At 64.3% G+C, this 17,961-nt stretch carries 16 protein-coding genes; 6 read left to right on the top strand and 10 right to left on the bottom strand.

Annotation, left to right across the window (positions count from 1 at the left end; all coding sequences use genetic code 11):
- Window positions 1–224 precede the first annotated feature (224 nt).
- Both AABA84_RS05990 and lepB read left to right on the top strand, forming a co-directional pair.
- Window positions 225–1,388: a slipin family protein gene (locus tag AABA84_RS05990; protein WP_212251622.1), complete on the top strand. Its 1,164-nt coding sequence runs from the start codon at window positions 225–227 to the stop codon at window positions 1,386–1,388.
- Window positions 1,389–1,549: 161 nt separating this feature from the next.
- Window positions 1,550–2,299, top strand: coding sequence for a signal peptidase I (lepB, locus tag AABA84_RS05985; protein WP_212251620.1), 750 nt, complete (start codon window positions 1,550–1,552; stop codon window positions 2,297–2,299).
- Between the two features lie 197 nt (window positions 2,300–2,496).
- Here the strand turns inward: lepB and groL are convergent, their stop codons facing one another.
- Together groL and AABA84_RS05975 are read right to left on the bottom strand one after the other, a co-directional pair.
- The gene (gene groL / locus AABA84_RS05980) at window positions 2,497–4,137 is read right to left on the bottom strand and encodes a chaperonin GroEL (RefSeq protein WP_063195265.1); all 1,641 of its coding nucleotides are present in this window, start codon (window positions 4,135–4,137) and stop codon (window positions 2,497–2,499) included.
- A gap of 45 nt (window positions 4,138–4,182) precedes the next feature.
- Window positions 4,183–4,497 (bottom strand): co-chaperone GroES, encoded by a 315-nt coding sequence (locus AABA84_RS05975; protein WP_011088371.1) that lies wholly within the window; start codon window positions 4,495–4,497, stop codon window positions 4,183–4,185.
- A 378-nt stretch (window positions 4,498–4,875) separates the two neighbouring features.
- Between AABA84_RS05975 and AABA84_RS05970 the strand changes: the two genes are divergently transcribed.
- On the top strand, window positions 4,876–5,163 hold the full coding sequence (locus AABA84_RS05970; RefSeq protein WP_212251618.1) for an usg protein: 288 nt from the start codon (window positions 4,876–4,878) through the stop codon (window positions 5,161–5,163).
- A gap of 8 nt (window positions 5,164–5,171) precedes the next feature.
- Here AABA84_RS05970 and AABA84_RS05965 read toward each other — a convergent pair whose 3' ends face one another.
- Window positions 5,172–7,301, bottom strand: a complete 2,130-nt coding sequence (locus AABA84_RS05965) for an O-linked N-acetylglucosamine transferase, SPINDLY family protein (protein ID WP_338311607.1) — start codon at window positions 7,299–7,301, stop codon at window positions 5,172–5,174.
- A gap of 219 nt (window positions 7,302–7,520) precedes the next feature.
- Here AABA84_RS05965 and AABA84_RS05960 point away from each other — a divergent pair, with 219 nt between their 5' ends.
- Together AABA84_RS05960 and AABA84_RS05955 are read left to right on the top strand one after the other, a co-directional pair.
- Window positions 7,521–8,048: a cupin domain-containing protein gene (locus AABA84_RS05960; RefSeq protein WP_212251614.1), complete on the top strand. Its 528-nt coding sequence runs from the start codon at window positions 7,521–7,523 to the stop codon at window positions 8,046–8,048.
- A 272-nt stretch (window positions 8,049–8,320) separates the two neighbouring features.
- Entirely contained in the window at window positions 8,321–9,538 is a 1,218-nt protein-coding gene (locus AABA84_RS05955) for a rhomboid family intramembrane serine protease (RefSeq protein ID WP_338311606.1), read from the top strand.
- A 23-nt stretch (window positions 9,539–9,561) separates the two neighbouring features.
- On the opposite strand, the gene AABA84_RS05950 is transcribed toward AABA84_RS05955, so the two are convergent.
- Entirely contained in the window at window positions 9,562–10,812 is a 1,251-nt protein-coding gene (locus tag AABA84_RS05950; RefSeq protein ID WP_338311605.1) for a NupC/NupG family nucleoside CNT transporter, read from the bottom strand.
- Between the two features lie 160 nt (window positions 10,813–10,972).
- Here AABA84_RS05950 and AABA84_RS05945 point away from each other — a divergent pair, with 160 nt between their 5' ends.
- A complete protein-coding gene (locus AABA84_RS05945) occupies window positions 10,973–12,211 on the top strand; it encodes an MFS transporter (protein WP_212251610.1) in 1,239 nt (412 codons plus the stop codon).
- Window positions 12,212–12,446: 235 nt separating this feature from the next.
- On the opposite strand, the gene AABA84_RS05940 is transcribed toward AABA84_RS05945, so the two are convergent.
- The 6 genes from AABA84_RS05940 to AABA84_RS05915 form a co-directional block, all read right to left on the bottom strand.
- Window positions 12,447–13,205: an SDR family oxidoreductase gene (locus tag AABA84_RS05940; RefSeq protein WP_038973676.1), complete on the bottom strand. Its 759-nt coding sequence runs from the start codon at window positions 13,203–13,205 to the stop codon at window positions 12,447–12,449.
- Between the two features lie 24 nt (window positions 13,206–13,229).
- Window positions 13,230–13,988 (bottom strand): proteasome-type protease, encoded by a 759-nt coding sequence (locus tag AABA84_RS05935; protein WP_091966256.1) that lies wholly within the window; start codon window positions 13,986–13,988, stop codon window positions 13,230–13,232.
- Window positions 13,989–14,094: 106 nt separating this feature from the next.
- A complete protein-coding gene (locus tag AABA84_RS05930; RefSeq protein ID WP_338311604.1) occupies window positions 14,095–14,502 on the bottom strand; it encodes a carboxymuconolactone decarboxylase family protein in 408 nt (135 codons plus the stop codon).
- A 66-nt stretch (window positions 14,503–14,568) separates the two neighbouring features.
- Complete coding sequence (locus AABA84_RS05925) at window positions 14,569–15,411, bottom strand: transglutaminase family protein (protein WP_338311603.1); 843 nt, start codon at window positions 15,409–15,411, stop codon at window positions 14,569–14,571.
- A 28-nt stretch (window positions 15,412–15,439) separates the two neighbouring features.
- Window positions 15,440–16,384: an alpha-E domain-containing protein gene (locus tag AABA84_RS05920; RefSeq protein WP_338311602.1), complete on the bottom strand. Its 945-nt coding sequence runs from the start codon at window positions 16,382–16,384 to the stop codon at window positions 15,440–15,442.
- 4 nt (window positions 16,385–16,388) lie between these two features.
- Complete coding sequence (locus tag AABA84_RS05915; protein ID WP_028141190.1) at window positions 16,389–17,807, bottom strand: circularly permuted type 2 ATP-grasp protein; 1,419 nt, start codon at window positions 17,805–17,807, stop codon at window positions 16,389–16,391.
- Between the last annotated feature and the right edge of the window lie 154 nt (window positions 17,808–17,961).

The raw sequence follows: 17,961 nt of genomic DNA, 5'->3' as shown, positions 1-17,961 counted from the left end.
AGACCGGCTTTGCGCCGCGGGTAGATACCGCTTGCGTTGATGCCGGGTGGCTCCGCTCGGCCGCGCGACACCCGTCGCGCGATCGCGCGCGTGCGCCCGTCGTCATGCAAGCTCAAGCCTCGGTCCGTCGATCTCTCAGGAAGCGTCGTCCGCGTCCTCAAATCCTTTGCAAACGAAACCTGTTGTCCGGCATCCGGCCGGACGCAAAACGATGGAGGCGTGCCATGACTTCGAACAAGGGCTGGCATTTGCTGATGCTGAACGTGACGGTCAAGGATGGCGAGCGTGCGCTGCTCACGCGCAACGGACAGCTCGTGCGCGTGCTCGCGCCCGGCAGGCATCGTCTGTTCGATCCCCTGCACGAGCTCAAGGCCGAGGTGCTCGATGTGGTCCGCAGCGAATTCTCTGCGGATCGCTACGCGGTGCTGAAGGCCGCACGGCCTGATCTCGCCGCCCAGCTGTTCGAGGCGGTCGAGACCAAGGCGGACGAGATCGCCATCGTCAGCCTCGACGGCCGGCCCGTGCATCTGATGACGCCCTGGCAGGTGCGCGTCTACTGGAAGGTCGCAACGAGCGTCGATGTCGAGCGCATCGATGTGTCCAGCGACGTCAGGGTCGGCGCGCGGCATCTGGCCATGATCGAGCGTAAACGCTCGGCCGTGACGTCGGAGACGGTGGTCGAGAACCACGAGGCGGGCCTGCTCTATGTCGAGGGCCGGCTCGTGGAGCGGCTCGCGCCCGGCCGGCACGCCTTCTGGACCGTCGGCCGCAAGATCGAGGTGAAGCGCCTCGACCTGCGGCCCCAGGCGGTCGAGATCACCGCGCAGGAGATGCTGACCAAGGATCGCATCGCGCTGCGGGTGACGCTGACGGCGTTCCGTAAGGTGGTCGATCCCGAGCGGACGGTTGCGACCGTGCCCGACGTGGATGCGTGGCTGTACCGCCTGGTGCAGTTCGCGATCCGCGAAGCGGTTGCGGGCCGGACGCTGGACGAGGTGCTGTCTGCGAAGGCGGCGCTGGATGCGGAGCTGCGCGACTATGTTCGCGCACGCGTCGCGGAGTCCGGTGTCGAGGTCACCGAGCTCGGCGTCAAGGACGTGATCCTGCCCGGCGAGATCCGGGAGCTGGTGAACAAGGTGGTGGAGGCGGAGCGGGTCGCGAAGGCGAACCTGATCCGCCGGCAGGAGGAGACCGCGGCGACGCGTTCGCTCCTGAACACCGCTCGCCTGATGGAGGAGAACCCCCTGCTGCTGCGGCTCAAGGAGCTGGAGTCGCTGGAGCGGCTGGTCGAGAAGGTCGGCCGCATCGACCTCCATGCCGGCAATGGCGAGGGCCTCGATGCCCTCTTGACCCGGCTCGTGCGCCTCAAGGCGCCCGAGAGTGCGTAAAACCGAAGGGGCGCCCACGGGCGGCCCTTCACATATCCGTCGTCGTCGCTTGCAATGAACGCGGAACCGCGCCTGTGCGACCAAAATCACGAAGCCGGGATTGCGCGCGCGCGAAGGTTGCGTAATCTCGCGATGACCACGGGTTTGATCAGGGCAGGCGCATGACGATGCTTCAGGACACCATCCGGCCGCCGACGGCGCGATCGCGGGAGTGGAAGGTGATCGTCATCCTGATCCTGCTGGTCCCCGTGCTGTGGTCCCCGCTGATCCTGTTTCGCTTCGTCCTGTATCAGCCGTTCAGCATCCCCTCGAATTCGATGGTGCCGACGCTGATGGTCGGCGACTACGTCTTCGCCGCCAAATATGCCTATGGCTACGGCCGCTACTCCGTCCCGTTCGCGTCGTCGTGGACCTCGAGCCGCGTCTTTGCTGCCGACCCGGAATACGGTGACGTGGTCGTGTTTCGCACGCCGAAGGATACCTCGGCCGACTACGTCAAGCGCGTGGTCGGCCTGCCCGGCGACCGCATCCAGATGCGGCAGGGCCAGCTCTTCCTCAACGACAAGCCGGTGACGCGGGTTGCGTTGAAGGAGACACTTGCCGGTTCTGCCTGCGGCGTGGATGAGGGGGCGACGGTCAAGCGCTGGCGCGAGACGCTGCCGAACGGTGCGAGCTACGTGACGCACGACTGCATCGACAACGGTTTCCTGGACAATACCAACGTCTTCACGGTGCCGCCGGGCCATTTTTTCGTGCTCGGCGACAACCGCGACAATTCCACCGACAGCCGCATGATGTCGACGTTCGGTTTCGTGCCGATGGACAATCTCGTCGGCAAGGTGACGCGGATCTTCTGGTCGCTCGACGAAGACGGTGAGCCGCGCATGGAGCGGTTGGGCAAGGTGGAGTGAGGCTCGGAATGACGGAGGTTCGTAGCCCGGATGGAGCGCAAGCGTAATCTGGGAAGGCTGCCTGCGTCGCACGAGATGTCCCGGATTGCGCTTCGCTCCATCCGGGCTACGGGCCGCCGTTCCGCGAAATCGTTCGCTCAAAACAAAAACCCCGGCATCGCTGCCGGGGTTTCGTAGTTTCTTGAGGTCGTTGGACCTTAGAAGTCCATGCCGCCCATGCCGCCGCCCGGGGGCATCGCCGGACCGGCGCCGCCCTTCTTGGGCAGCTCGGCGACCATGGCTTCCGTGGTGATCAGGAGCGCGGCCACCGAGGCTGCGTTCTGGATCGCGGTACGGACCACCTTGGTCGGGTCGATGATGCCCTTCTTGACGAGGTCGCCGTATTCGCCGGTCTGGGAGTCGAAGCCGAACGCATACGACTTGTTCTCCAGCACCTTGCCGACGATCACCGAGCCGTCTTCACCGGCGTTGATCGCGATCTGGCGAGCGGGAGCCGACAGCGCCTTGCGCACGATCTCGACGCCGGTCTTCTGGTCGTCGTTCTTGGTGCGCAGGCCCTTGAGCTGCTCGGAAGCACGGAGCAGGGCGACGCCGCCGCCCGGGACGATGCCTTCCTCGACAGCCGCGCGGGTCGCATGCATCGCGTCATCAACGCGATCCTTGCGCTCCTTCACCTCGACCTCGGTCGCGCCGCCGACGCGGATCACCGCGACGCCGCCCGCGAGCTTGGCCAGACGCTCCTGGAGCTTCTCACGGTCGTAGTCCGAGGTGGTCTCCTCGATCTGCGCCTTGATCTGGGCCACGCGCGCCTCGATGTCGGCCTTCTTGCCGGCGCCGTTGACGATCGTGGTGTTCTCCTTGTCGATCATCACCTTCTTGGCGCGACCGAGCATGTTGAGCGTGACGTTCTCGAGCTTGATGCCGAGATCTTCCGAGATCGCCTGGCCGCCGGTCAGGATCGCGATGTCCTGCAGCATGGCCTTGCGGCGATCGCCGAAGCCCGGAGCCTTGACGGCCGCGACCTTCAGGCCGCCGCGCAGGCGGTTCACGACCAGGGTCGCGAGGGCTTCGCCTTCGACGTCCTCGGCGACGATGACCAGCGGCTTGCCGGTCTGCACCACGGCCTCGAGCAGCGGCAGCAGCTCGTTCAGCGAGGAGAGCTTCTTCTCGTTGATGAGGATGTAGGCATCGTCCATCTCAACGCGCATCTTGTCGGCGTTGGTGACGAAGTAGGGCGAGATGTAGCCGCGGTCGAACTGCATGCCCTCGACGACGTCGAGCTCGGTCTCGAGCGACTTGGCTTCCTCGACGGTAATGACACCCTCGTTGCCGACCTTCTTCATGGCGTCGGAGAGGAACTTGCCGATTTCGGCATCGCCGTTGGCGGAGATGGTGCCGACCTGGGCGATCTCGTCGTTCGAGGTGACCTTCTTGGAGTTCTTGACGAGGTCCGCCACGACGGCCTCGACCGCGAGGTCGATACCGCGCTTGAGATCCATCGGGTTCATGCCGGCGGCAACCGACTTGGCGCCTTCGCGCACGATCGCCTGGGCCAGCACGGTCGCGGTGGTGGTGCCGTCGCCGGCCGCGTCAGCGGACTTGGAGGCGACTTCGCGCACCATCTGGGCGCCCATGTTCTCGAACTTGTCCTCGAGCTCGATCTCCTTGGCGACGGTGACGCCGTCCTTGGTGATGCGGGGAGCGCCGAACGACTTGTCGAGCACGACGTTGCGGCCCTTCGGACCGAGCGTGACCTTCACCGCGTTGGCGAGGATGTCGACGCCGCGCAGCATCTTGTCGCGCGCTTCAACCGAGAATTTGACTTCTTTGGCTGCCATCTGGAATTTTCCTTGAAATGTGTGACTGGAGGGAGAGAGGGGCTGTTAGGCCGCCTTCTTCTTGGAAGCGGGGACGTCGAGGACGCCCATGATGTCGCTTTCCTTCATGATCAAGAGATCGACGCTGTCGATCTTGACTTCGGTGCCGGACCACTTGCCGAACAGCACGCGGTCGCCAACCTTGAGGTCGATCGGGATCAGCTTGCCGGCTTCGTCGCGGCCACCGGGGCCGACGGCGACGACTTCGCCCTGCGAGGGCTTTTCCTTGGCAGTGTCGGGAATGATGATGCCGCCAGCGGTCTTCTCTTCTGCGTCGATGCGCTTGACCACGACGCGGTCGTGAAGCGGACGGAATTTCATGCAGTCCTCCTAAGCAATTGCTCGGGTTGAAGATTTCAGATTGTTAGCAGTCGCCGCCAGCGAGTGCCAGGCGGGCTAAGCTGAGATAAGGCAGGATTTTTGCGGGGGCAAGGGCTTCTAGCAGAAAAATAAGCACTCGAAAGCGCCGTCTGCCAGAATCTCACTCCCATCGTTAACCCGAGCGCAGACCCGTATTAGCACGGAGCGTTCTCTGCTGCTAACGCATTGAATTTCAACAGCTTGTTAAACTTTTGGGCTTGAGATGGGTTGTCAGTTTGCGTCACATTTCACTCATGTGAGCGCATCTCCATCGGGTGGCTCGTGAGCTGCGTACCCGGAAAGCCACCCCCTGAATGCGCTCCTGCAAAGGAGGTTGGCATGGTCTCGCGGGTTGGGGTTGTTTCCGACGACTTCCGGAAACAGGTGTTGGGTTACGGGCTGACGACGGCGGAAATTCTCTACCGGATGCCGGATCATCCCTCGCTGCTCCAGACCTATGTCTGGCAGAACTACGACATGTTTCCGAAATTTCCGGCGCTGAAGGATTTCCTGGCGTTCTGGCAGGAAAAGCTCGACGGTCCCCTCCATTCAGTCACCGTCGCGCACTCCAAGCTGATCAAGCCGGCCGAGTTGCGCGCCGTGGATGGCGTGTTCCGGCTGCATTGAATCGGCGATCAGGCACCGCTGCCGCAATAGCGCTTCCACATCGCGCGATAGGCGTCGTCGACCGCTCGCCCGTATGAGACGGGGTTGCTGGCGGCCGCGGCCCGGATCTTGTCGGGCAGTTCGCGGCGCAACCTGTCGAGCTCGCTGATCGCAGAACCTCGGCTCGTTGCGATCTCGATATACGCCTCATGGCTGTCCGTCACCCAGTCCGGCAGGCCAAGTGCGGTGAGAATAGAGCCGGCAGCACGGCTGGGCAGGCTGTTGCCGAGTTTCGCCACCACCGGCACGCCCATCTGCAAGGCTTCCCATGTGCTGACGCCGCCATTCTGCGGGAACGGGTCGAGGCAGATATCGACGCGATTGAACGATGCCAGATGTTCGCTTCGCAAGGTGGCACCGAGCAGATCGACGCGTTCGGCCGGCAATCCGCAAGCCTCGAACCGCGCCAGCAGATTCTCGCGGACCAGCTGGTCGTCCAGCGCGACATCCTTGACCAGCAGTCGCGACCCCGGCACCCGCTCGAGAATCCTGGACCAGACTTGCGCAGCCTCGTCCGAAATCTTGCTGATGCGGTTGAAGACGCCGAAGGTGACGAAGCCGTTCGAGATCGCCGGCGTTGGGGCCCGCGGAATCTCGGTCGGCAGCGACGCCAGCGTCACGAAGCACGGCAGGTCGACGACGGTCTCCGCAAACAGATGCCGAACCTCGAAGGGAATCGCGACCGGGTCCGAGATCAGATAATCGATCGTCGGCAGCCCGGTGCCAGTGCCGTGGCCCCAGCCATGCACCTGGATCGGCGCCGGCTTGCGCGCAAACACGCCGAGCCGGTTCCCTTTGGTATGGCCGGACAGATCGATCAGGATGTCGATGCCGTCGGCGCGGATCTCGGCGGCGAGGCGATCTTCGGTCCATTGCGAGGCGTCGCGCCAGCGATCGGCGATCCCCTGAAATTCGCTGGTCGTCGCATCCACTTTCGACGAACAGGCGTAGCACACGACCTCGAACTGTGCCCGGTCATGGTGTTGGAGGACCGGCTTGAAAATCAACGCGGCCGAATGCGCGTTGAAATCCGACGAGACATAGCCGAGCACCAGACGACGGTCCGGATCGCGGCTGTTGTCATGCGGTTCCGCCGCGCCTGAAGCGATTTTCGCGCCGACACGGTCCCACCACACCTGCCGCGCCTGCTGATGCCGTTCGACGGTGGCGTCCCCCGCAAAATCGAGCGTGAATATCTTGTTGGAGATCGCGCTCTGGAGGTCAGGCTGGATGTCGAGGGCTCTGTCGAAACTGGCGAGGGCTTCGTCGACGCGGCCAAGTCCGGCGAGGCAAAGACCCAGCACCAGGTGAGCTTGAATGGAATCGGGATCGATCGCGAGCGCCTGCTCGCAATCGAGCGATGCCTGGGCAATCTGCTGGATCTGGAGCAGGACACTGGCCCGCGCGAGCCACCCATTCGCGTCCTCGGGGGCCAGCGCAATTGCCTGATTGCCGTCTGCCAGCGCTTCGTCAAATCGCTGGAGTTCCCGTAAAGCAGTGGCGCGGTTCGCCAGCGCCGAGGCATAGTCAGGCTTGATCGACAGCGCGCGGTTCAAGCTTGCAATGGCCTCGTCATAATTGCGCTGACGGCACAGCGCCCAACCCCGGCCGTTGTGGGCTTCGGCAAGGCTTGCGTTGAGTGCGATCGCCTTGTCGTAGCTGTGGAGCGCCTCCTCGTGAAGATCGAGGGCTACGCTCGCGTTACCGAGATTGGAGAGGGTTGCGGCGTGGTTGGGCCGCAAGGCGAGGGCCTTTCGATAGCTCGCGCAGGCCTCGTCGTGACGCCGCAGCCCGTTGAGCGCGATGCCCAGACTCATATGAGCATCGGCAGATCGCGGATCCAAGGCGACCGCTCGGCTCAGCAGGATTTCGGCTTGCTGAAAGTTCTTGGCATCGGACTCCAAAGCGCCGAGCATGTGCAGCGCCATGAATTGGTTGGGCGCGAACTGCAGGACTTGACGATAGGCAGCCTGGGCCTCGGGGAGAAGCCCCATCTTGTGCAGCTGCAGCGCGTGCCCGAGCAACGGCAGCACTTCGGCTTTTTGCCGTTTCTGAAGCCGGGCATTCTGAAATGCACGCTGACCTACGCTGTTGCCCATGAATTCATTCCCCCAGAATCTCTCTTCGAGATTAATTCAGCGAGAGAACGAATACGAGACGATGGCCGCTCGCCACGACAGCTTGGGACAAGCTACGACCGACTGGGTGATCGAGCTGCCGGCCTTGCGCCCGGCAATTGCCGCCCGATCCAGGACTGGATAATCTGCCCTCGGGTTGTCCCCGTCCGGCGGGTGCGGCTCAGATCAGGGAGGCAGACAATGGCCAAGCAAAAGGCATCGAGACCCGCAACGAAGACCGCGGTGAAGAAGCGGAGCGGCGCCAAGCCGGCGGCGCGATCCTCGGCACGCAAGGCGGTGAAGGCAAAGGCCCGCACTGCCGTGCCGAAGAAGCCCGCACGCCCCAGGCAGCGCATCGCGATCAGCCATCACCGCGAGGAAGACTTCAAGGCCGATGGCCTGCGCGCTTACGCGAAATACCGCGACCTCGGCATCGCCGCCGCAAGCCACGGCCTCGCGCAAGCGCACGTGATCCGGCTGCAAGGTCCTTGCGATCCGGCCGAGGTGTCAAAACTGCATTTTCACGACGTCGATTTCCAGATGGTCTACGTGCTCAAGGGCTGGGTGAAGACCTATATGGACGGGCAGGGCGAGACGCTGATGAAAGAAGGCAGCGCCTGGACCCAGCCGCCGAAGATCAAGCACATGATCCTGGATTATTCGGACGACGTCGAACTGCTGGAGGTGATTTTGCCGGCGGAGTTCAGGACAGTGGAGTTGAAGGCGTAAGCCGATCTCTCCCCTTCGTCATTGCTATGACGGTTCGTAGCCCGGATTGCGCTGCACTCCATCCGGGCTGCAGGACCGTCGCTACTCCAGCCCCCACCACCGCCTATCAAGCACGTCGTCAGCATTCCCGTCACGATCGCTAAAAAGCACGCGATCTGCGAAACCGGGCAATTACCAGCCGGATGGTTTCAGCTGACCCGCAGCGCGGGCGCTAACCAATCGAAAATACCTCTCGCGGCAACTCTAGGATGTGAAAACGCGGGAGTGCTTTCATGGCGACCAGCACTTTTGGCCGACGCGGCGTTACGGCGCCGCCGTCAAGAGCGTCGTTTCAACCCGTCGCCGCGCCGACCGTGCGGGAGATCGTGCGCGACCCCGCTCGGCCCTTGCCCAGTGAAGGAACGCTTTTTGGCGATAACAGGCTTCTGGCCGATATCCCTTTCCTCACCATTGGCCTGATTTTCGGTCTGCTTTTAATCTTCGCTCTGCAACGCAGCCTGGCCATCGACGTTGCGCGGGACGGCGACCTCGATGTCCGCTCGCTGATCGCTCAGGGCGCCTCCGGCTACGATCTCGTTGTCGGACGAGGAGAGTGGTGGAGGATTGGCCTTGCGCCGCTGCTGCACGGCAGCGGGTGGCACCTCGTCAGCAACTGCATCGGGTTGTTCATCGTCGGCGTCAGGCTGGAGTCTCTGATCGGCCGTGGCTGGTTTGCGCTGATCTTCGTCGCCAGTGCAGTGGCGGGCGAGGTCGGCTCTCTGCTGGGCAATGGCCCCGGCACGGTGGGAGTCGGCGCGTCCGGCGCCATTACCGGGCTCATTGCCGCGCTGTTCGTCGCGAGCTTCGAGCCCGAAGCGGACGCCGATCAAACCATATCGCGATTGAAGACGTCGCTCTTCTTCGGCGTGCCCGCATTGCTGCCGCTGGCCTTCGGCGCCTCGGGCAACGTCAACTATTATGCCCATGCAGGCGGTGCGGTGGCCGGCGCCGCACTTGCGATCACGCCGTGGCTCGCCTTCTGGTCCTATGACAGCCTGCCGCGGAGCGCCGGCGCGACGTTGCTTGCAGCATCCCTCGGATCTCTGATCTGCGCCGGCTTCGCCGCCGTTCATTATTCGTCATACATGGCCGATGCCGTGCACTATATCCGCGCATCGGAAGTGCCGGCGAAGGCTGACGAGATGGTCAGCCGGTCGTTCGATCTCGTCACCCGCTACCCGAAGGACGCGCGGGCTCACGTGTTCCGTGCGGTCTTCTTCCTGGAGCAAGCGAACCTCAGTGCCGCCGAGACGGAAGCGCGAACTGCCCTGTCGCTCGCAGCATCAGATGTGGCGGGTGGGCCGGTGCGCTCCGGGGCGCAGGGCTTGATGGCGGTGTTGCTATGGGCGCAGGGACGAACCAGCGAGGCGAAGGCCATGGCGGCCGAGCCCTGCCGTGCCAAGCTGGCCGAGGTGCGCCGCATCTTGCAGAAGTCGAAATTGTGCAGTTGACCAGGCTACGGCATCACCACGGGTCACGTGATGACTCCCACCACCGCACCCATCAAGCACGTCGTCAGTGTCCCCGACACGATCGACTTCAATCCCAGCGCGTTGATCTCCTCGCGCCGCTCCGGCGCCATCACGCCCAAGCCGCCGATCATGATGCCGAGGCTGGCGAAATTGGCAAAGCCGCACATTGCGTAGAGCATGATCAGGCGAGAGCGCGGGTCGAGCGCATCATCCGGCAGCTTCGCGAAGTCGACATAGGCGATCAATTCGTTGAGCACGGTCTTGGTGCCCATCAGGCTACCGGCCGTCACCGCCTGATCCCATGGCAGCCCCATCAGCCAGCACACCGGCGCCATCACGAGACCGAGCAGGCGCTGTAACGAGATCGCGGCGCCGCCAACATTCGGCAGCAGGCCGAGCATGGCGTTGACGAGATAGACCAGCGCCACCAGCACCAGCAGCATGGCGACGATGTTGATCAGCAGCTCGATCCCCGCGCTGGTGCCTTTCACGATCGCATCCATCGTGCTGGAGACTTCCATCTCCGGATCTTCGAGCGTGCCGCCGGTACGAGTGTTGGAGGTTTCAGGCACCATGATCAGGCTGACGAGGATCGCGGCCGGCGCGCCCAGCACGGAGGCGATGACGAAGTGCGCGGCGGCATCGGGAATGTGGGGAGCAAGCAGCGTCGCATAGAGCACCAGCACGGTGCCGGCGATGCCCGCCATGCCGCCGGTCATCACCAGGAACAATTCGCTGCGGGTCATCTGCTTCAGATAGGGCCGCACGAACAGCGGCGCCTCGACCATGCCGAGGAAGATGTTGGCGGCGGTCGACAGGCCCACCGCGCCGCCGACGCCGAGCGTCCGCTCCAGCAGCCAGGCCATGCCGCGCACGATCGGCGGCAGCACGCGCCAATAGAACAGCAGCGTCGTCAGCACGCTCATGACCAGCACGATCGGCAGCGCCTGGAACGCCAGGATGAAATCGGCGCCAGGCACCTTGACGTCGAAGGGCAGGGCGCCGCCGCCGACATAGCCGAACACGAAGGCGGAGCCGGCGCGCGATGCAGCCGAGATCGCACCGACCGCATCGTTGATGGCACTGAAGGCGTGCGCGACGACCGGCAGCTTCAGGAGCACGATCGCGGTGACGAAGGTGGCGACGAGGCCGATCGCCGCCTGCCGCAGCGACACGGCGCGCCGATTCTCCGCCAATGCGAAGGCGATCAACAGCAATGCGAAAATGCCGAGTGCCGATTGCAAGCGCAGCATGATGTCCCCAAACCCCCAATGATTATGGCCGTGCCGGCGCTGCAAAGGCAATGCCGGGAGCCGCCAGAAGCGCCCCACTGTTGACAAGCCGGGCCACCTCGGCCACGCGGGGGCTTTCGACAGTGAGGGGGAGAGCGGTCCGAGGGTGACCCAAAAGGCGATGCCAGAGCAGCCAAATTCCGGACATCCGCCGGTCAGCGCCCGCGCGCTTCTCGCCCATCGCGCGTTCCTGTTCTTCCTGCTCTCGCGCAGCCTGTCGCGCTTTTCCAGCCAGATTGCGGCGGTCGCGATCGGCTGGCAGATCTACGATCTCACCGGCTCGGCCTTCGACCTCGGCATGGTCGGCCTCGTGCAGTTCCTGCCCACGGCGCTCCTGGTGTTCGTTGCCGGCCACGCCGCCGATCGCTATGAGCGCAAGCGGGTGGTCCAGCTCTGCCAGCTCGTTGAAGCGGCGACCGCGCTCTATCTCGCAATCATCACCTATCTCGGCGCGGTCGGCGAGGTGCAGATCTTCATCGCAACCTTCGTGCTCGGCATTGCCGGCGCGTTCGAGAGCCCGACCACGGCGGCGCTGCTGCCGCTGATCGCGCCGCAGGGCTCGCTTCAGCGTGCCACCGCCGTCTCCAGCGGCGCGGCGCAGGTCGCGACCATCACCGGCCCGGCGCTCGGCGGCTTCGCTTATGCGGTCGCACCGCATCTCGCCTACGGCATGATGCTGCTGTTCTGGATTCTTGGGATGATCCTGACCGGCTTCATCCGGCCGCGCCCGCAGGCCATCGCGAAGCAGGGGACGGACTCGGACAATATCTTCGCCGGCGTCCGCTTCATCCGCAGCAATCCGGCGATCCTCGGCACCATCTCGCTCGATCTGTTCGCCGTGCTGTTCGGCGGCGTCACCGCGCTGTTGCCGATCTATGCCCGCGACATCCTCCAGACCGGCCCAATGGGACTCGGGATCTTGCGCGCTGCGCCCGCCGTCGGCGCGCTCTTGATGACCATGGTGCTGGCGCGTCACGCCATCTCGCGGCATGTGGGCCTGCGCATGTTCCAGGCCGTGATCGTGTTCGGTCTCGCCACTATCGTATTCGCGCTGTCGTCCTGGATGTGGCTGTCGGTGCTGTCGCTCGCCGTGCTCGGTGCGGCCGATACGATCAGCGTCGTGATCCGCTTCTCGCTGGTGCAGCTGTCCACGCCCGACGAGATGCGCGGACGGGTCGGCGCGGTCAACTTCCTCTTCATCAACGCCTCGAACCAGCTCGGCCAGTTCGAAAGCGGAGTGGCCGCCGCACTGCTCGGCGCCATGCCGGCCGCCGTGCTCGGCGGCGTTGCCACCGTCGCAGTGGCGCTGCTCTGGATGAAGCTGTTTCCGAGCCTGCGGCAGGTGGAGAGCTTGGAGTAGGGGAATGTCTCGTGTCCCGGACAAGCTGCAACGCGTCAGCGTTGCGCCGCAGAGCCGGGACCCAGGAGGCCAAGCACGAGATCCCGGAGGCATGGGCCCCGGCTCAACAGCGCGTCATTGCATGCCGCGCAGCGTCCGGGGCACGGGACTGGATGCCCCCCGAAAGCCTCGGACAAAGCACAGAGGAATCAAAGAGATCCCTACTGTGCATGGGGTTGTTTTCGCAGTTTTGAGTTCAGCCCCGCCCCACGAACGGCATCTTGGTCGCCATGACGGTCATGGTCAGCACGTTGGCATCGAGCGGCAGGCCGGCCATGTAGGCCACGGCATCGCCGACCGCCTTGGCGTCCATGCGTGGCTCGTGCTTGGTGGTGCCGTCGGGCTGGAGCACGCCGGGGCCGTTGACCATGCGATCGGTCATCGGGGTCGCGGCATTGCCGATGTCGACCTGGCCAACCGCGATGTCATACATGCGGCCGTCGAGGTTAGAGGCCTTGGTCAGGCCGGTGATGGCGTGCTTGGTCGAGGTGTAGGCCGCCGAGAACGGCCGCGGCGCGTGGGCCGAGATCGAGCCGTTGTTGATGATGCGACCGCCGCGCGGGCTCTGGTCCTTCATGATGCGGAAGGCGTGCTGGGTGCACAGGAACGGGCCGGTGAGGTTGGTGTTCACCACCGCCTGCCACTGCTCGAGGCCGAGGTCCTCGAAGTTGACGGCGGGGGCGCCCATGCCGGCATTGTTGAAGAGCACGTCGAGGCGGCCGTAGGTCGCCTTCACCTTGTCAAACAGTGCCGCGATCGAATCAGGCTTGGTCATGTCGGCGGTGACGCACAGGCTTTTGCCGGCGGGGCCGAGCTTTGCCGTCTCCTCGAGCATGTCGAGCCGGCGGCCGACCAGCACCACGGTGAAGCCGGTGTTCATCAATGCCAGCGACGCTGCGCGCCCGACACCGGTGCCGGCGCCCGTCACCACTGCGATCTTCTTTGCTTCACTCATTGTTTCCTGCCTTTTCTCATGCTGTCAGGTTTTGGGTTCTTTTTCGTTCTTGTAGGGCGGCCGCGGAATGTTCTGGTGCGCCGCGCGCAGCGCCGCGGACCAGCGCGAGCGCAGATCGTGGAAATAGGGCTCGCCCGCCTCGATGCGATGGTTGAGATCGGCCTCGCAGGCATCGGCGCGCACCACCAGCACGTCGATCGGCAGCCCGACGCCGAGATTGGAGCGCATGGTCGAATCCATCGAGATCAGGCCGGTCTTCAGCGCCTCGTAGAGCTCGACGTCGTAATGCATGGCGCGGTCGAGCACGGGCTTGCCGTATTTGTGCTCGCCGATCTGCAAGTACGGCGTATCGGTGGTGCACTCGATGAAATTGCCGGCGGTGTAGACCATGAACAGGCGCATGCGTGCGCCCTTGATCTGGCCTCCGAACAGGAACGAGACGTCGAACGAGACGTCCTCGGATCTCAGCGCGGGGCCTTCGGTCGCATGCACCGCGCGGATCGCCCGGCCGATGCGCTGGGCGGCCTGGAACATGGTCGGCGCGTTCATCAGCGTCTCGACCTCACCCGTGTTGGGGTCCTCCAGGCCTTCGGTCAGCGTGGACAGCACCGACTGGCTGATGGCGAGGTTGCCGGCGCTGGCGATCGCCATGATGCGCTCGCCGGGCTTCGAGAAGATGTGCAGCTTGCGGAAGGTCGAGACGTTGTCGAGGCCGGCATTGGTGCGGGTGTCGGCGATCATCACCAGACCGTCCCGAACCAGGATTCCGCAGCAATAGGTCATTTCCAGTCCCCGAACGCGTTTGCGCGGAATTACTAGCCAATTTCGGCAGCCGCTCCAACCCCCGATTCCCGGGGCGAGTCGTCGTTCCAGGACGCGTCTGCCGGCCTCAGTCGGCGGCGCCTACGAGGAACGCCTCGTCGACGGGCACGCCGAGCGCCGTGACCAGCCGGTTGGTTTCCGCGGCCATGCCGACGATGGCGAGCATCTCGGCATATTCAGCCTCGGTCATGCCCTTGGCCCGCGCGGCGGCGGTGTGCGAGTGAATGCAGTAGCTGCAGCCATGCGCAATCGACACCGCCACGTAGAGCATTTCCTTGACCTTGGGATCGAGCGCGCCGGGAGCCATCACCTCCTTGATGCTCTCCCACGTCCGCCGCAGCGTCTTCGGATCATGCGCCAGCGTGCGCCAGAAATTGTTGACGAAGTCCGACTTCCGCACCTTGCGGATATCGTCGAAGACGGCGCGCGCCTCGCTGGAGAGTTCATCGTCCGAAAGCAGTTTTACGGTGGCCATGAGTACCTCGCGGGGACAAGTCTGATCCCGCGAGTGTAGCACGGCACATGTGTCGGGCGGCGGCGCCTAGCCCTGCCACTGCGATTGGGACTGCCCGCCGCGGCCCGCCTGGTCGACCTTGACGGCCACCGTCAGCGTCTCCGTGCCTCCGCCATAGCGGGTGCCACGCACCGGGGCTGCGCCGAGATAGTCGAGCCCGATCGCGACTCGGACATGGGCGTCGGTGGCGCAGATGCTGTTGGCGGGATCGAATCCGACCCAGCCGAGATCGGGAACGTAGGCTTCAGCCCATGCATGGCCGGCCTCCTGATGCACCGTGCCGTCGGAGCGCAGGAAGTGGCCGGAGACGAAGCGTGCCGGCACGCCGCCGGTGCGGGCGCAGGCAATGAAGATGTGCGCGTAGTCCTGGCAGACCCCACGCTTGAGCGTGAACGCCTCCGCCGCCGAGGTTCCACTGTTGGTCGGGTCCTCGTCGAAGGTCATGTGATCGCCGATCTCGGTCATCAGCGTATGCAGGAAGCCGAGCGTGTCGCTCTCGGCCTCGCTGCGCAACTGGCGCGCGACCGCCATCATCGCCGGATTGACGGAGGTGAGGTCGGTGGCGCGCAAGAACATGCCGGCCGGAAAGCGCTCGTCGGTACCGCGCAGCACGCCGCCGGTGTCGTGGGTCTCGATCAGGCCTTCGGCGGTGATCTTGATGTCGCCGACGGGACCGCAGGACAGCACATGGGTGACGTTGCCGAAGGCGTCTTCATGGGTGTCGAGCTTGGTGTCCGTCGAGACGTCGATCTGCCATTCCGCCACATACTGCCCGTCATGGCTGCCGGGCGTCATGCGCAGGATCTGGATCACGCTGATGGCCGCCGGCTCGTAGCGATAGGTCGTGGTGTGCAGGATTCGCAGGCGCATGGTGGACCGTGTCGTCAGCCGGGTGACATCAGATCAGATACTGCTTCGTGATGATTTCGCCCAGCCTGGAATTGTCGGTGATGAATTCCTGAATGAATTCATGCACGCCATGCTGGAAGATGTCGTTCATGTTGCTGCGTTCCAGCCGGTTGCGGATGCCGCGGGCGTGGCGCTGAGCCGGGCCCTGGCGGCCATAGGCGACGCCGATCTGGTCGAGATTGCGCACGAGATTCTCGTAGCAGCTTGCCAGCGAGCGCGGCAGCGTGCCGTTGAGGATGAGCAGGTCCGCGACCAGCCACGGTTTCAGCGTCTCGCGGTAGACCCAGTGATAGGCCGTCAGCGCCGACACCGAACGCAGGATCGAGCTCCACTGATAGAAGTCGAGCGGGCCGCCGACATGCTCCTCCTCAGGCAGTAGCACGTGATACTTCACGTCGAGAATGCGCGCGGTGTTGTCGGCGCGCTCCAGATGCAGGCCGAGGCGAGAGAACCAGTAGGCGTCGTTGCGCAGCATGGTCCGGTAGGCCGAGCCGTCGAAGCGCAGCGAGGTCTCCTGCACGAAACGCAGGAACTTGGCGAGGTCCTCGCGCGTCGAGGTGCCCTTGCTCCAGACCGCCTGAAGCTCGATCCAGGCCGAGTTGATGGTGTCCCACATCTCGCTGGTCAGCGCGGTGCGCACCGAGCGCGAGTTCAGTCGCGCCGCCTCGATGCAGTTCCTGATCGAGGATGGATTGTCCACGGAGAACGAGAGATAGTCGACGACGTTGTGCTCGTTGGCTTCCTCGTAGGTCTGATAGAAGCTGGCGGCGACGCCGGCGGTGAGCAGCGCCGAGTCCCATTCATTGGTCTTGCCGACATAGGCGGCGGGAAGCGCGGTGACGCGCAGCGTCGCATCGATGGTGCGCGCGAGATATTCGGCCCGTTCGACGTAGCGGGCGAGCCAGTAGAGGTTTTCGGCGGTACGCGACAGCATCTGACTACTCGTCCAGGATCCAGGTGTCTTTGGTGCCGCCGCCCTGGCTCGAATTCACCACCAGGGAGCCTTCCTTCAGCGCAACACGTGTCAGGCCGCCCGGCACGATGGTGGTGCTCTTGCTGCCGGTGAGCACGAAGGGCCGCAAATCGACATGGCGCGGGGCAAGGCCTGACGCCGTGCAGGTTGGGCAGGTCGACAGCGCCAGCGTCGGCTGCGCGATGAAACCTTCCGGCTCGCGCTTGAGCTTCTCGCGGAACGCTTCGATTGTCGCTTTGGTCGCGGCAGGCCCGATCAGCATGCCGTAGCCGCCGGAGCCGTGCACCTCCTTGACAACGAGCTCGCTCAGATGATCCAGCACATAGGCGAGGTCCTTCGGCTCGCGGCAGCGCCATGTCGGCACGTTCTTCAGGATCGGCTCCTCGCCGAGATAGAATTTCACGATATCCGGCATGTACGAGTAGATCGCCTTGTCGTCGGCAATCCCGGTGCCGACGGCGTTGGCGAGCGTGATGTTGCCGGCCGCATAGGCCGACATCAGCCCGGGCACGCCGAGCGCGGAATCGGGACGGAAGGTGAGGGGATCGAGGAAGTCATCGTCGACGCGGCGATAGATCACGTCGACCCGCTTCAGCCCTTCCGTCGTCCGCATGAACACTTCGTTGTTCTTGACGATGAGATCGCGGCCCTCGACCAGCTCGATGCCGAGCTTGTCGGCGAGGAAGGAGTGCTCGTAATAGGCCGAGTTGTAGACGCCGGGGGTGAGCAGGGCGACGGTCGGCTCGCCCGAGGCGCTTAGCGGCGCGACGGAGCGGAGCGCCGAGAGCAGCTCGTCCGGATAGCGCTCGACCGGCGCCACCTTGTGGCGGGCGAACAGATCCGGAAACAACCGCATCATGATCTCGCGGTTTTCCAGCATGTAGGACACGCCGGATGGCGTCCGCGCATTGTCCTCCAGCACGATGAAGTCGTTGGCATCGACCCGGACGATGTCGATGCCGGCGATGTGCACATAGACGTCGTGCGGCACTTGCTGGCCGTTCATCTCGGGCCGGAAGACCGGGTTCTGGAAGATCAGATCGTCGGGCACGATCTCGGCGCGCAGGATGTCGCGGCCATGATAGATGTCGCGCAGGAACATGTTGAGCGCGCGCACGCGCTGCTTCAGGCCCTTCTCCAGCAGTGCCCATTCCTTGCCCGACATGATCCGCGGGATCACGTCGAAGGGAATCAGGCGCTCGGTGGACTCGGCCTCGCCATAGACCGCGAAGGTGATGCCGATGCGGCGGAACAGGAGCTCGGCTTCCTGGCGGCGATATTCAAGCGCCTCGGGAGGCGTCTCCTTGAGCCAGCGCGCCAGCTCCTGATAGGCGGGGCGAAGGTCCCCGCCGGGAATATTCATTTCATCAAACGCGACTGCCATAGATCCCGACTTGTCTCCGCAAGGCGTTGCGCCATTGGACAGGTCGCCAGGCCCTGGTGAAGCCGCAACGTCCTGGCCATGCAGCAAGAGTGCATGACTCTGAGGTGGTAGCAAGGGCCGGGCCAGCGCGATATGCATGGACTGACAGCATTTG

It is taken from the genome of Bradyrhizobium sp. TM239 (assembly GCF_036247985.1).
Taxonomy (GTDB): Bacteria; Pseudomonadota; Alphaproteobacteria; order Rhizobiales; family Xanthobacteraceae; genus Bradyrhizobium; species Bradyrhizobium ottawaense.
Note: the sequence above shows the minus strand (reverse complement) of the source record. Positions and strands in the feature narration are given on the sequence as shown.

Excerpts from the sequence above, each read along its gene's own strand:
- AABA84_RS05915 (WP_028141190.1), bottom strand. The coding sequence starts at position 17,807 with ATGGCAGTCGCGTTTGATGAAATGAATATTCCCGGCGGGGACCTTCGC.
- AABA84_RS05965 (WP_338311607.1), bottom strand. The coding sequence starts at position 7,301 with ATGGGCAACAGCGTAGGTCAGCGTGCATTTCAGAATGCCCGGCTTCAG.
- AABA84_RS05920 (WP_338311602.1), bottom strand. The coding sequence starts at position 16,384 with ATGCTGTCGCGTACCGCCGAAAACCTCTACTGGCTCGCCCGCTACGTC.
- groL (WP_063195265.1), bottom strand. The coding sequence starts at position 4,137 with ATGGCAGCCAAAGAAGTCAAATTCTCGGTTGAAGCGCGCGACAAGATG.
- AABA84_RS05940 (WP_038973676.1), bottom strand. The coding sequence starts at position 13,205 with ATGAGTGAAGCAAAGAAGATCGCAGTGGTGACGGGCGCCGGCACCGGT.
- AABA84_RS05975 (WP_011088371.1), bottom strand. The coding sequence starts at position 4,497 with ATGAAATTCCGTCCGCTTCACGACCGCGTCGTGGTCAAGCGCATCGAC.
- AABA84_RS05935 (WP_091966256.1), bottom strand. The coding sequence starts at position 13,988 with ATGACCTATTGCTGCGGAATCCTGGTTCGGGACGGTCTGGTGATGATC.
- lepB (WP_212251620.1), top strand. The coding sequence starts at position 1,550 with ATGACGATGCTTCAGGACACCATCCGGCCGCCGACGGCGCGATCGCGG.
- AABA84_RS05925 (WP_338311603.1), bottom strand. The coding sequence starts at position 15,411 with ATGCGCCTGCGAATCCTGCACACCACGACCTATCGCTACGAGCCGGCG.
- AABA84_RS05960 (WP_212251614.1), top strand. The coding sequence starts at position 7,521 with ATGGCCAAGCAAAAGGCATCGAGACCCGCAACGAAGACCGCGGTGAAG.
- AABA84_RS05990 (WP_212251622.1), top strand. The coding sequence starts at position 225 with ATGACTTCGAACAAGGGCTGGCATTTGCTGATGCTGAACGTGACGGTC.
- AABA84_RS05930 (WP_338311604.1), bottom strand. The coding sequence starts at position 14,502 with ATGGCCACCGTAAAACTGCTTTCGGACGATGAACTCTCCAGCGAGGCG.
- AABA84_RS05970 (WP_212251618.1), top strand. The coding sequence starts at position 4,876 with ATGGTCTCGCGGGTTGGGGTTGTTTCCGACGACTTCCGGAAACAGGTG.
- AABA84_RS05955 (WP_338311606.1), top strand. The coding sequence starts at position 8,321 with ATGGCGACCAGCACTTTTGGCCGACGCGGCGTTACGGCGCCGCCGTCA.
- AABA84_RS05950 (WP_338311605.1), bottom strand. The coding sequence starts at position 10,812 with ATGCTGCGCTTGCAATCGGCACTCGGCATTTTCGCATTGCTGTTGATC.
- AABA84_RS05945 (WP_212251610.1), top strand. The coding sequence starts at position 10,973 with ATGCCAGAGCAGCCAAATTCCGGACATCCGCCGGTCAGCGCCCGCGCG.